Below are 13,510 nucleotides of genomic sequence, written 5' to 3'. Positions count from 1 at the left end.
CTATGTCCCCATTGTAACAGGCTGGCCATGACAACGTATCCAAAATAACGACCACTTCAGCGAAAGCATGTCAACTATTACAGCTTTTCATCCCTTAACCTGACTCCGACTCTGCCTCACGCTGACCGTTCTCGAACACCGATGGCGGGTAATAAGAGGCTTCCGCACCTCTCCGATATTCGATCGGCGTAACCCCCGTCATCTTGCGGAACAGCATGCTGAAATATTGGCGGCTGTTCAGTCCGATATAATCCGCGATGCTCGTAATCGGAATATCGGTACGCGCCAGCAGCATCTTCGCCTTCTCCATCCGGATCTCCGTCAAGTAGTCGACAAGCGACCGTCCCATGCCCGCTTTGAAAATGCGCTGCAAATACGTCGGATGCAGATGAACCGCATCCGCCACTTCCTTCACCTGCAGATCGGTGTCGTAATGCTGGCGAATATACTCCGCCGCTTCGCGCACGTAGCGGCTCGTCTGCGCCACGGCGCCGCCGCGCTTCAGCTGCGCAAGCCGAGCAATCTGCACGAGCAGCTGGCCGAGCAGCAGCTGCGCCATGCAGCTCCGTTCCGCGTGACCGCTGTCGAGCTCCGTTACGAGACTGCGCAGCGTCTGGTACACATCATGCGGATCGCGCAGCACGATCGCGGGATCCGCCGCCGCCAGCAGCGCCGTCAGCGCCGGGCTGTCGGCAGTCAGCGCCCGGACAGACGGATGACCTGCGCCTGCATCAATAAAGCCGAACTCCGCGTTCAGCATGCGGCACGGCCGCCCTTTGTCCACGAGCAGCCGATGTCTCACTCCCGCGTCCAACAGGACGAAATCGCCTTTGCGCAGCGCAATGACCTCTCGCTCCGTCTCGACGACGCAATCGCCAGAGATGACATACATAATCTCGACGGAATCATGGGAATGGAACGACATCCGAAATCCGTCCCACTGCTTATAATAATAGGCTGTAATGAACGGCGCGTGATCCGCCTCCAGCCTGGCCGGGTTATATAAACTGTTCATCTCCGGCATGAAACTCACTCTCCTAAATCGATTTCGAAAGATAACGGACTGCGTAAAGCTTTTAGCTAATGAACACTATACAGATGTTAGAGCCTTAGAGTCCGTTACACGCCAGCGCTTATCCTTGTGACCTATCCGCTCGTTCCACTGTTCCGCTGCATTCTTGTATAACCCTCCCCCTGTAACATTCATAGGGAGGCCCGCTCTTGTGACCGATATCGCATCTTAAACAACATCATAGCGCTTTCAAGCCCTATTCGGCTATGGTTCAATTCGCCTGTTATCATCAAAAGTATTACAGTTCTACTATCGGAATCCATTTTCGAAATATAAACTTGCAAATTAAAACAAAAACGCCCACTTCCATGAAGAGGGCGACCCATTCTATTGATACCGTCTATTGAAGCGCCACGACAAACGCCGCTGCTAGAAACAGACATAGCGGACTATAGAACCAGGTGTCATACTTGGCGAACCGAGATTGTTTGCACCTTTTGAAGAAACCGACATAACGAAAATCGCCAACCGTCCGGATACCGAAAACCGCCGCGCATAGTATGCTCCCCCACTCGGTCAGCGCATTCGTGTGCAGCGCAGACAGCAGCTCCCCTTCTGCAAGCAAGAAGTAGCACGCAGCCAGAATAAGCAGCGCAACCGCCGCGGTTTCAACGGGGCCCGGCTTGAATGCGAGCCCTCCGCCCATCTTCTCCGGCACAGCGGCACCGCCTCCCCATCTTCCTCCGAATGCCCAGAACAGATGAAACCCGCTAACAATCAGCAGCATAACAGCCGCTGCTACTACGATAATCTCCATCGCCAATTCCCCGCTTCTCGGATTTGATCGAACCGAATGTATGTATATGATTACAACACTGTATCTCGTAGCTTCTCCATCTCCTTCGCAAGTTCCTTCCATATAATCCAACTATATGCTGACGATTGCGTCCAAAAAACCCTCGTCTCTTCGAGAAGAGACGAGGGTTTTGAATACGACTGCATTGGCAATCGCGTTATTATTGGCCGATCATGCCGCCGTCCACCGTGTACAACGAGCCCGTAACGAACGAAGCCTCATCGGACAGCAGGAAGTTCATAACCGCGGCAACCTCTTGCGGTTCGCCGTAGCGGCCCATCGGCGTCGCTGCCTCGTTCGCCGATTTGTACTGGTCGGCATCGCCGAAGTTCGATTCGATCCGGCGCATCATGCCGGTGTTGATCGTGCCTGGCAGCACCGCATTCACGCGGATGCCCTGCGAGGCAACTTCATTAGCCGCTACACGAGTGAGGCCGATAACGGCGTGTTTGGACATAATATAAGGAGACACCCCGGGACCGCCCAACAGGCCTGCAAGGGATGACGTATTCAGAATGGCGCCGGATTGCTGCTGCTTCATAACCGGAATAACGTATTTCAGTCCAAGGAATACGCCGCGCACATTGACATTATAGACAAGGTCGAGCGCTTCGACGCTTTGATCTTCGATCAAGCCGGACGGGCCTTCAATGCCTGCATTGTTGGCAAAATAATCGATCGTGCCGAATTTCTCGATCGCCTGGTTGACGTAGCCCCGAACATCCTCTTCCTTCGATACATCTGCTCCGATGGTAAGGGAGTTCGTGCTATCGAGCCCAAGCTCTTCGGCAACTGCCTTAACCGCTTCTTCTTTCAAATCAACGAGCACAAGGTTCAGCTTGCGCTGCGCCAGACGACGGGCGAGCTCTTTGCCAATGCCGCCTGCTGCACCTGTAATAACGGCTGTTTTCGCTTGATTATTGCTCATTATATATTCGCTTCCTTTGTTGTGGAATGAGTATCGGTACTCTGCTGCAGCTTGCGTTTCCTTGCTGCACTTATAGGGTACCGCTCATCGGAAGAATGAACAATAATCAGTCCATGCCGTCATGTCATGTAGTCGACATTTGATGGCTCGGTGTTCAATTTCGACTCGATATTGGACATTTCGGACGGCAGTGTTCACAATGGATATAGCTTGAACAACGGAGGCGGATCCCATTCATGGATGAGCAACTGGACAGACGAACGCGGCGGACGCGCGAAGCGATTAAGAACGCCTTCGTGACGCTCGTGCTGGAGAAGGGCTACGATGAAGTTACCATTGCGGATATCGCGCAGCGCGCTGATTACAACCGCGGAACTTTCTATAATCACTATTTGGGCAAAGAAGAGCTGCTTCGCGACATTCATGACGAATTTCTGCAGGGCTTTGCCAATGCACTTCTGCGCCCCTACGAGGGACTTGACCGGATCGCCGCCAAAGATACGTTTCCTTCGGGTTTGATGCTGTTCGAGCATATCGAGCTGCATCAACAGGTGTTTCAGGCGCTGCTGTCCGTCGACAAGACGCTTGGCCACGAAGTGTACAATGTGATGCGGGAGTCGATGCGCCGCGACATGCATATCGAGATGGAGGATGCCGGCCCGCCGATCGACTACGAGATCATGCTGAGCTACCGGATGTCCGCAACCGTCGGCGTCTTCCTCTATTGGGCGGAGACAGGCTTCAAATATTCGGCCCACTATATGGCGGAGCAGCTCATGCTGCTCGTGGATACGCGGATCGATTCCGTGACCTTCATTCGCAACTCCTAAGTTGCGAACTTTCCAATCTACATATTGCCGTCAAAGCGAGAAAGCGGTACGCCTCCGATGGCGTGCCGCTTTCGTTGATTTCACCGCAACCGCTCTACCCGATCGCCTTAACAAACCGCTGAGTGATTTCCATCGGGCGTGTGATCGCTCCGCCGACGACGACAGATGCGGCGCCGAGTTCAAGACAGCGCTTGAACATCTCCGGCGTCAGCACGTTGCCCTCCGCGATGACGGGGATGCGCACTTCCCGCAGCACCGCCTTCAGGAAAGCGAAATCATCGTCATACAGCTTCGACTCCGATGTATATGGCGTATAGCCATGCAGCGTCGTCGAGACGCAATCGAAGCCAAACGCTTCCGCTGCGACCGCTTCCGCTACCGTCGAGATATCGGCCATCAGCTGAACACCGACGCCAAGCTCCCGGCAATAAGTTACCAGTTCGGCCGTTGTCTCACCGCCTGGACGCGTACGGCTCGTCGCATCCATCGCAATCATCTCGCAGCCGCTTTCGAGCAGTTCATCGATCTCTCGCTTCGTCGCCGTAATGAACACGCCGCTGTCCTCATAATCGCGTTTGACGATGCCGATGACCGGCAGGCTGACCTCGTCTTTAATAGCGAGAATGTCTTCTTTCGTATTCGCACGGATACCGACCGCTCCGCCCTTCATTGCCGCCAGCGCCAACTTGCTCATAATGTAAGGGCTATGAAGCGGCTCATGCGGCAGCGCCTGACAGGACACAACGAGCCCGCCCGCTATTTGATCAAGCATGATGCTGCGCCCCTTCCAACGCCGTAACATGCGAATGCTTAGCGGTTGCCGCGATAATATCTTGATTCAACTCCATCAGAGAGACATGGTCTTCCGACCGAACCGGCAGCAGCGGCAGGCGCGGCTCGCCTGTCTCGATGCCGCGAAGCTGCAGAATGTACTTGCATGCGCCGTACAAGGACGGATAACGGAGCAATCTTCTGATCAAATCGTTGATTGTATTCTGCAGCGACTGCGCCTCTCTGATGCTGCCGAGCTTGAATAGGCGGTCTAGCGCGCAGAACAGCTCCGGCATGACGCCATACGTACCGCCGATGCCGCCGTCTGCCCCCATGATTCTACCTGCAAGAAACTGCTCGTCCGGTCCGTTGAATACAAGGAAGTCTTCGCCGCCCGCCATCTTGTATTGCTGCAGGTCGAATGTGCTTTCGCCAGACATCTTCACTCCGATAACTTTGTCCTGCGCTGCGAGCTTACGAAGAAGCGGCACCGTTAAGTTAAAGCCTGTCGTCTGCGGAATGTTATAAATAATGAACGGCAGCGACGAACTGTCGATCATCGACTGCCAATGATGCTCGACGGCTGCCTCGGACAACCGATAGTAAATGGAAGGAACAGCCGAGATTGCATCCGCCCCGCACTGCTCAGCATGCCGAGACAACTCGACGCTGTCGCGGGTCGAATTGGCGCCGACGTGCACGATGATCTTCAGCTCCCCCTTCACCTCCTCCAGCACTGCTTCGAGCATCGCCTTACGTTCTTCCACGTTCTGCAAAATCCCTTCGCCCGAGCTGCCGCCTACATACAGCCCCGTGACACCAGTCGATGCGTAATGACGCGCCAGCTTCTTCGCGCGTTCTCTGCTCACCTCGCCGTTGTCGTCATAAGCGGAATACAATGCGATATAAATGCCTTGGAATTTAGCTGCAAGTTCGGTTGTCATGATGGTCACGCTCCAATTGTTCAATATAGTAAGGATACGCCGCGCCCAGCAGCGCCGCCCGGTTACCCAACGCGGCCGCTCTCAGCTCGGTCTTGCTGAATCCGTCCGGCAAATATTCGTTCATATGCGTCTTGATGCGTTCAAGCAGAAAGTCCTTCTGCTCCGAGACCGCACCGCCGATGACGATGACCGATGGATCGACCGTCAATACGATTTCCGCCAGCCCTCTGGCGATTTGCTCCGTCCAACGGTCGATTAATCCAAGACAGGCCTCGTCTCCTGCCTGCGCCAGCTCGAACAGCTTGCGGCCATCGCCTTCAAAGCTCGGCAGCTCGCGGGCCGCCTGCTTCATCAGCGCCGACACGGAAGCGCGCTGCTCGTACGTTGTACCGGTCGCTTTGTCGTACAAGGCATGACCGATCTCGCCCGCCCGTTTGCTGTGACCGGTCACGAGACGACCGCCGCTGAACAACGCGCCGCCGATGCCAGTGCCAAGCGCGACGCAGAAGAAATGGTCGAAGCCCTGCGCGGCACCTTTCCAGCGCTCGCCAAGCGCGGCCGCGTTTACGTCATTCTCCACGAACGCCGGCATACCGTACCGCCGCTCCACAAGCTGCTTCAGATTCGTGCCCGTATAGCTGGGCATTGTCTCCCCTGCATACAAGATTTCGCCGGTTGCTGGATCGACGACGCCTGCCGTGCTGATCCCAACGCCTCGAATGCCCTCGAACAGAAACAGCATCCGATCAATAATGCCGTATACCGCCTCGGGGATGCGGATATCGGCCTGCCCTTTGGGCGTTGCAACCGAGTGATGGAATACGATGGCCGCCTCGTCGTCCAGAACGGCGAATTTGATCGCGGTGCCGCCGATGTCGATCGCAATGATCCGTTTCATCGTGAATTCCATCCTTTCCTTATTCCTTCACGGCGCCGATCGAGATGCCGCGGGTGAAATATTGCTGGAACAGAATGAAGATGAGCAGCATCGGAACAGCAGCGATGGTGGCGCCAGCCATTTTGTAAGCAAAGTTCGGATTCAAATCCTGCATAAGCGTCGCGATGCCGACCATGAGCGTCTTGCTGTTCTTCTCCTGCCCGACGACGAGCTGCCACAGATAATCGTTCCATACTTGAACGAAGTTCAAGATGAACAAAGCGCCGATGCCCGGCTTTACGATCGGCAGAATCACCTGCACGAACGTCCGCACCTCGCCTGCCCCGTCGATTCTTGCCGCTTCGCGAAGCGCATCCGGCGCGCTGTCGAAGAAGCCTTTGAGCAGAAACACGCCGAAAGCGATCGCAACGTTCGGCCAGATCATGCCGTACAGGCTGTTCACGAGCCCAAGCTGCTGCGTGAGCTGGAACAACGGTACGATCATGACCTCCTTCGGCACCATCATGCTGGAGACGAAGATAACGAAGATCACGTTTCTCCCTTTGAAACGAAGCTTGGAGAACGCATACGCAGCCATCGCGCTGGCGATAACGACAAGAACCGTCGTCAGACCCGCCACATATAAGCTGTTGAACGTCCAGCGCAGCGCCGGCTGGTTGCGGAACACTTCAGTATAATTGTCCAGCGTGAATGTCTTCGGCCACCAATCCGGCGGCATCTTAATCACGTCGGAGCCATTCTTGAACGAGCTTGCGAACAGCCAATACAGCGGGAATAGATTGATGATTGCGAACAAACAGATGACGATATTGGAGACGACGTCGTACAGTTCTCTTCTGGTCGATGAATTCGATTGTTGCTGCATCGTGATCCTCCTTACTTCTCTTTGAACATCGCTCTGAGCTGAGGCACCGATAACAACAGCGTGATGATGAACATGATGACCCCTACGGCGGATGCGACGCCAAGCTGGTTATACTTGAACGCATTGTTGTAGAGGTAATACATCATCGTGACGGTCGCGTTGTTCGGTCCCCCGCCGGTCAGCATCTGGATGACGACGAAGATTTTCAGCACGGCGATGATGTTGATGATCGTGATGTAGATCGTCGTCGGCTTCACGAGCGGAATAAGAATCTGGAAGATGACGCGCAGACGGCTGGCGCCGTCTACTTCGGCCGCTTCGAACAAGTCCTTCGGAACGCCGATCATGGACGCGATATATAGGATGATTGCCTGGCCGACGTTCGTTGCGAAGGTGACGAAGATGACGACCGGCAATACCGTATTTTTGTTGCCGAGTAGATTGAACGTGCTGAAGTTCATTTCCCGCGCTCCGTACGAAATAAGTCCGTTGGCTGGGTTCAACAAGAAGCCCCACACCATGCTCATGACGACCATGGATACCATGACCGGAATATAATAGCTGCCCCGAATGAAAGAGACGTACTTCGCGTTCTTATCGAACACGGCGGATGATACGAATAGGGCGAACCCAACTGTCAGAATGACGATGAAGACGACGAAAACGACGGTGTTGACGATCGATTTGAAAAACACGGGATCATGAAACAACGTGATGTAGTTGGCGAAGCCGACGAACGTTTCCTGCTTGTATTGAACCTTATATAAACTTAAACGGATGCCTTCCAGAATCGGATACACGATAAAAAGAAGAAACAGCAGCAGCTGCGGCATGATGAACAGATAGCCCGTAACGTTTTCCTTCCAAACCTGATTGCGCAATTTCATGGTTATCCGTTCCCTTTCTTATTCAGCTCCCCGCCGCCCAGGCGGACGGCGGAAGCCGAGCATGGATTGCGCCGGACGGATTTCCGGCGGCTTGCTTAGCCTGACCTCACTACTTGATGACCGAGTTTTCGCGCGCCTTCTGAATGACGGCATTGCCTTTGGACTGATAATCCTTGACCGCTTGCTCCGGCGTTTTCTCCCCGACATACATAGCCTGCAGCTCCGGATACAACACTTGACGCAGCTCGCTGTAGCCCGGCACATTGCCCGTGAAGCTGAACATATTCGGCGCATTCGCATCGTAAGCGGCGAACAGCGGGTATTGATCCTTCAACTCTTTGACGACTGAACTGCGTACTGGAACGCTGTTCTTCGATGCTTTCACGAGCTCTGGATCGGTGGAGAAGAATCGGACGAAATCCTTCGCGACTTCCGTCTTCACCGCATCGCCTGTCTTGAACACGCTAGCGCCAACGACATACGTGAATGCCAGCGGTTTGCCTGATTCGGACGGAATGTTGGCCAGTCGAATATCAAACTTCTGCGATTTGCCTGCGTTCATGTCAGCCTTTGCGTTATTGAACAGAATCGAGTTCGTGAAGCTGATCGCCAGCTGTTGATTCTGGAACATCGCGTTCGCATCGTTCGACGATACGGATTCCGCGCCTGGATTCGTATACCCGGCATCGTAGATGCTCTTCATCCACGCAGCCGCCTTCACGCCCTTATCGTCATCCAGCGCAATGCTGCCGTTGTTGTCGAAGAACATGCTGCCGAACGAACGCAGGTAAGCAAGATTCCATGTATCGCCTTGATTGTTCAGCGCGTAGAGGCCCATCGGATAAGCATTCTTCGGCAGCTTCTCCTTCAATGTCTTCAGAATGCTGTTGTACTCATCGAGCGTCCACGTCTTAATTTCGTTCTCCCCGCCGATCGCTTGCTCGAGGCCCGCCGCGCGGAACATATCGGCGTTGTACGCGAACGTACCTGGATTATGGGAGAACGGATAGAAGTAGATTTCCTTGTCCTTGCCGTACGTGACATTGTCCCAATAACCTTGGTCGATGTCCTGCTTCGCCGCGTCGTCGACGATGTCGTTCAGCGGTACGAGAGCGCCGCGGTGCGCATAATCGCCCATTGCAAAAACGCTTTCAAAGAAAATATCGGGCGGCGTTCCGCCGTTCAGATTAACGTTAAGCAGCTCATCCCGCTGATCGCCGGCGACGACTTGCACATTCACCTTCACATCGTACTTGTCATATTGCTTGGCGAACTTGTCCGCCGCATATTTGAAGAAGCTGTCATAGTCGGCGTCCGGTTCCGTCGCGTCGAATACGCCCTTCCATTGCGGCGTGAGCCACAATGCGATTTCGACCTTCTTCTTGCCGCTTTCCCTACCGCCTTCGCTCTGGCTTGTATCTGTGTTAGCCGACTTGCCGGAGCAGCCGGCCAATAATGCGATGACGAGCAGGAACGAGGCAATCGTTGACATCCGCTTGCGATTGTTGAACATGGATCGTTTCCCCCTTGATATATTCGTCTGTTTGATCGATGGAGCCTTAGAACAGCGATGCTTTCACCTTGATGACGATTTTCTTCAGGTCCGAAGCTGATGATTCTGTCAGGCATGGCCGATGAATGTCCTCGGGCTGCAGCACCATAAACATGCCTGGCGTAAGCTTGATCATCATCTCGCCGGGAAGCTCGCCGTATAGTGCGTAATCGCCTTCCGCGTCGTATGGCTGAACAGGACTGCACATGCCGTCATCCCGCTTCCAGCCGATCAGCTCCTCGCCCTGGATTACATAATGAATATCGAAGTATTGCTCATGCTTCTCTGCCGGCTGTTCTTCTTTCCGCTTGGTCTTCACGGCCATCAACCTGGCGTACATGTCCTCTCCCCATATGAGGTGGACTCCTTCTTCTTCCAGTATGCCCTCATCCAACTGAGCCAAATAATCAATCGCCCGGCGGATGACCGGATGCATCGATTGCCTGTTCGCTTCCCATCGATCGACGGAGCCTATCATCATGTCGCTCTGCCCTCCTCATCTAAGGTCGTAAAGGTGTTTGAAGCCGCCTCTTCATTCTTCAACGCTTTCGTTTGTCCCGTCGGCTTCTACGCTCATTATAGAGCGATGAAAGCGTCACCAATAGGAACGGAGTTATCGGGATTCGTTCACCATTTTTGGATGCTTAGCAAATGTTCACGATCTTCAGATCGAATATTCACGATATTATGAATGCGCTTACAAACGTACGCAAAAAGAAGACCGCCTCCTTGCTTGCTAGGCGATCTTCTCGATAAGCTTATCCTATTGGCATACCCTTCATTACTCGGCATTCGCTCTTTCCTGTCGCTGAGCGCGATACTTCTGCGGACTGACGCCCTTAAGCTTTTTGAAAATCCGTCCGAAGTAGTTGATATTCTCGTACCCAACCTTCTCCGCGATGGAATAACTCGGCAGGCTGGAGTGCTCCAGATAGCGGGCAGCCTCTTCGACCCGCATGGCATTGATCCAATCCGTAAACCCTAACCCGGTCTCTTTCTTAAAAATCGTGCTCAAATAGCTCTCGCTCATATTGATCATGTCCGCGGCTTGCTTAAGCGAGAAATCTTGCGCGATATTGACCTTCATATAGTCGATCAGACGCTTGATGTCTTCACGCGTTGGCTCGCGCATGCCTGAATCGGATAACGCCGCTTGCGCGGCCTCGTAGAAATCGGCCGCTTCCTTCCAGCTCGCCAATTCGCTGCTCGTCTGCGCTTGAAGCGACAATCCGAGCAGCCGGCCCGCTGCATTCTCCAATTGCTCGACGACCCGTTCGGGGTCGGAACCCGACCCGCCACCGGGAGAAGCGACGAGCAGTGCAGCGAGCTCGTTATCCCGAATCGCCACCGGCCGGCTGTCCAATATGCCGTCCAGCTCCGATTCGATCAGATGCTCCAGCAGCCGAGCAGCCGATTGTTCTATCGCTCCATCGCGTATCCGCTTCGCCCGCAGCACGAGCAGCACGCGGCCAGATGGCAGCCGTTCAATCGAATCATCATTTGCCATGCCGCCAGCCTCATCATAAACGCCTTGCAACAGCTGCAGCAGTGCATGGGTCATGCGCGATCTGCGGTCATCTGCAATCGGAGATATCGATGACTGCGAGATGGATAACGTCGTATGATCGGCAGCGAGCTTCTGCGCCGCCTCTATGAGCAAATCAAGCAGCTCGGTTGGTTTCAAAGACGTCTTCAGCAGATAGTCCTGGGCGCCAAGCTTCATCGCTTTGCGCACGTAATCGAACTCGTTATGGCTGCTCAGCACGATGACCAGCATGCGTGGATATCGCTGCTTCACGGCTTCGATAAGCGCCAGCCCGTCCATTCGCGGCATAACGATATCGGTCAACAGAATATCCGGCACCTGCCGCTCCATCAGCTCCAACGCTTTCTCCCCGTCCGCAGCATCGCCGATAAATTCGAAATTATGTTTCTCCCAATCGATTAACGACTTAATGCCCAGACGTACCAGCAGCTCGTCGTCGACCAGCATCACTTTCAACTTCACGGTTTATCCTCCCTCGATGCACGCCGCACGGGCAGTATGTATCGGACCCTCGCTCCTTGTCCCAACTCACTGTATATCCGAATGCCGTACAGCTCTCCATATTGGAGACGAAGTCGGTCATGGACGTTTCGAATGCCAATTCGTCGGGTAATCCCTTCGTCGCGGCTTTCCTCTGATTCCAGTCCTAAGCGAATTTCCGCCAACCTCTCGTCCGCCATCCCGACGCCGTTGTCCGATACTTCAAGCATGAATAAAGCTCCCTCGATATGCGCAGACACCGTAATGCGCCCAGGCTCGCCTAACGGTTCAATGCCGTGAATCAAGCTGTTCTCGATCGCTGGCTGGAGCATGATTTGGATAACCTCCTGCTCCATGAACTCGGCGGGAACATCGATCACAAGCTCGATGTCATGAAATCTCATACGCATCAGACCAACGTAATTCTCGATATAGTCAAGCTCCTGCCGGAGCGGCGTGAGGCTGCCGCCTCTGCCGATGCTTCCTTCCAGAATGCCGCCCAGATTGGAAAGCATGTCCCCGACTTCCCCGTCATTGCGAATATAAGCCATCCATTTGATATTGTTGATCGTATTCAGCAGAAAATGGGGATTGATCTGCGCTTGAAGCGCGCGGAAACGCATATCCTCCTTCTGCTCGTACTCGTCCTTTACACGCAACAGCAGTCCTCGTATCTCCTTCACCATCTTGTTGTATGTTTCGATCAGCGAGGCGGTCTCCTGCGGTCCCGATACGGACAACGTGGAATGGAAGCCTTTGTCCTCCAGCTCTCGCATCCGTTTGCGGAGCAGCTTTAGCGGCTTCGAGATCTGATAAGCGATCGATAACGTAATGAGCAGGAAGACGATCAGGATAAGCACGAAGACGATCCAGTTAGCGCGGCGGATATCGAAAATTTCCTTGAACACCGTGTCGTAAGGCACCAACTGCAAGAGCTTCCAGCCGTTGACGTCAACGGTGCCGTAATTGACAATCCACTTCTCGCCGCTCTTCTCGATGATTTCCTGTCCATTCTTGTTGACTTGGACCGCATGGAAATAGCTTGCATCCGATAGGCTTTGTCCGACCATCGATTTCGTCAAGCTGGAAACGACGATGCCCTCTTGATCGACCAGGTACACTTCCCCGTTCAATCCGCCAAGATAGCGCCGCAGATCCATCTCCGATACGCTGAACACGACCATGCCGATATTGCGAGCGGACTGAAGTTCCGTAATCGTCTTGACTAGCGTCACGATCGGCTTGCGGTCCATATACAGTCGCTCGTTGTAATTGAACATCCACTTTTGCCGATACGGCTTGTTTAACATTTCTTTGTACCAATCAGCCCCGACATATTGCTCGTGAAGCTGCTCCGGCAAGTAGCTCGTGCTGAGCCATCGTCCTTCCAGGTCGAATAACGTCACATATGTATTCGTAAAGTAAGAGCTGTACAGCCGATTCAGAACCGTGTCGTTCAAGCGAAGTTTCTCGTATCGCGAATAGGATTCAGGCTCCTTAAGAAGCTTCGTAATACTCGGATTCGTCGCAATGTCGACCGATGACCGCAGCATGTCTTCGAGGAACAAGCCGATATTCAGATTGACGAGATAAAGCGATTCCTGTGCGGAACTGCCGATTTTGCGTTCGATCACATTCTCCAGCGTCTTGTTCGTCCAATTGAACGTAAGAATGAACGGAATGATTAGGAAAATAATGGTGGAAATAAATATCTTATTGCGGATCGAATTCCAGCGGCCATTCCATAATCGCGACAACCGCATGGATTTTCATCCCCCTTTACTCAGTACAAGCATGAAATTCGGTTTAATTATATATTAAAAACCTAGTTCATAGCATCCACTGCACGATATCGGAATTTGACGAAGCGATAAGAAGAGCTGCGATGTCTGTTGCTTGAATATCGATCTCAATATCGATATCGTTCCCCATCTTGTTTCC

13 protein-coding genes are annotated in these 13,510 nt (G+C 53.6%); 1 reads left to right on the top strand and 12 read right to left on the bottom strand.

The window, feature by feature from the left end:
• Positions 1–94 precede the first annotated feature (94 nt).
• The 3 genes from SBI19_RS16135 to SBI19_RS16125 form a co-directional block, all read right to left on the bottom strand.
• A complete protein-coding gene (locus tag SBI19_RS16135; protein ID WP_317969954.1) occupies positions 95–1,024 on the bottom strand; it encodes an AraC family transcriptional regulator in 930 nt (309 codons plus the stop codon).
• Positions 1,025–1,412: 388 nt separating this feature from the next.
• On the bottom strand, positions 1,413–1,829 hold the full coding sequence (locus SBI19_RS16130) for a DUF3995 domain-containing protein (protein WP_317969952.1): 417 nt from the start codon (positions 1,827–1,829) through the stop codon (positions 1,413–1,415).
• 199 nt (positions 1,830–2,028) lie between these two features.
• Positions 2,029–2,796, bottom strand: a complete 768-nt coding sequence (locus SBI19_RS16125) for an SDR family NAD(P)-dependent oxidoreductase (RefSeq protein ID WP_317969950.1) — start codon at positions 2,794–2,796, stop codon at positions 2,029–2,031.
• Positions 2,797–3,032: 236 nt separating this feature from the next.
• Between SBI19_RS16125 and SBI19_RS16120 the strand changes: the two genes are divergently transcribed.
• A complete protein-coding gene (locus SBI19_RS16120; protein WP_317969948.1) occupies positions 3,033–3,626 on the top strand; it encodes a TetR/AcrR family transcriptional regulator in 594 nt (197 codons plus the stop codon).
• A gap of 94 nt (positions 3,627–3,720) precedes the next feature.
• Here SBI19_RS16120 and SBI19_RS16115 read toward each other — a convergent pair whose 3' ends face one another.
• The 9 genes from SBI19_RS16115 to SBI19_RS16075 form a co-directional block, all read right to left on the bottom strand.
• Positions 3,721–4,398 (bottom strand): N-acetylmannosamine-6-phosphate 2-epimerase, encoded by a 678-nt coding sequence (locus SBI19_RS16115; protein WP_317969946.1) that lies wholly within the window; start codon positions 4,396–4,398, stop codon positions 3,721–3,723.
• Positions 4,391–5,341 (bottom strand): dihydrodipicolinate synthase family protein, encoded by a 951-nt coding sequence (locus SBI19_RS16110; RefSeq protein WP_317969944.1) that lies wholly within the window; start codon positions 5,339–5,341, stop codon positions 4,391–4,393. The genes SBI19_RS16115 and SBI19_RS16110 overlap by 8 nt, the downstream gene beginning before the upstream one ends.
• Positions 5,319–6,239, bottom strand: a complete 921-nt coding sequence (locus tag SBI19_RS16105) for an ROK family protein (RefSeq protein WP_317969942.1) — start codon at positions 6,237–6,239, stop codon at positions 5,319–5,321. The genes SBI19_RS16110 and SBI19_RS16105 overlap by 23 nt, the downstream gene beginning before the upstream one ends.
• A gap of 19 nt (positions 6,240–6,258) precedes the next feature.
• Complete coding sequence (locus SBI19_RS16100; protein ID WP_317969940.1) at positions 6,259–7,104, bottom strand: carbohydrate ABC transporter permease; 846 nt, start codon at positions 7,102–7,104, stop codon at positions 6,259–6,261.
• An 11-nt stretch (positions 7,105–7,115) separates the two neighbouring features.
• Positions 7,116–7,991, bottom strand: coding sequence for a carbohydrate ABC transporter permease (locus SBI19_RS16095; protein WP_317969938.1), 876 nt, complete (start codon positions 7,989–7,991; stop codon positions 7,116–7,118).
• 109 nt (positions 7,992–8,100) lie between these two features.
• Positions 8,101–9,504 (bottom strand): ABC transporter substrate-binding protein, encoded by a 1,404-nt coding sequence (locus SBI19_RS16090; protein WP_317969936.1) that lies wholly within the window; start codon positions 9,502–9,504, stop codon positions 8,101–8,103.
• A gap of 46 nt (positions 9,505–9,550) precedes the next feature.
• Positions 9,551–10,024, bottom strand: a complete 474-nt coding sequence (locus tag SBI19_RS16085) for a NanQ anomerase/TabA/YiaL family protein (RefSeq protein WP_317969934.1) — start codon at positions 10,022–10,024, stop codon at positions 9,551–9,553.
• Positions 10,025–10,324: 300 nt separating this feature from the next.
• Entirely contained in the window at positions 10,325–11,551 is a 1,227-nt protein-coding gene (locus tag SBI19_RS16080; protein WP_317969933.1) for a response regulator, read from the bottom strand.
• Positions 11,548–13,332 (bottom strand): sensor histidine kinase, encoded by a 1,785-nt coding sequence (locus tag SBI19_RS16075; protein WP_317969932.1) that lies wholly within the window; start codon positions 13,330–13,332, stop codon positions 11,548–11,550. Before SBI19_RS16075 ends, SBI19_RS16080 begins: the two co-directional genes overlap by 4 nt.
• Positions 13,333–13,510: the final 178 nt, after the last annotated feature.

This window comes from Paenibacillus sp. CCS19 (assembly GCF_033239625.1).
Classification (GTDB): domain Bacteria; phylum Bacillota; class Bacilli; order Paenibacillales; family Paenibacillaceae; genus Paenibacillus_T.
The sequence above is the reverse complement of the archived record's forward strand: the minus strand, read 5'-3'. Positions and strand labels throughout refer to the sequence as shown.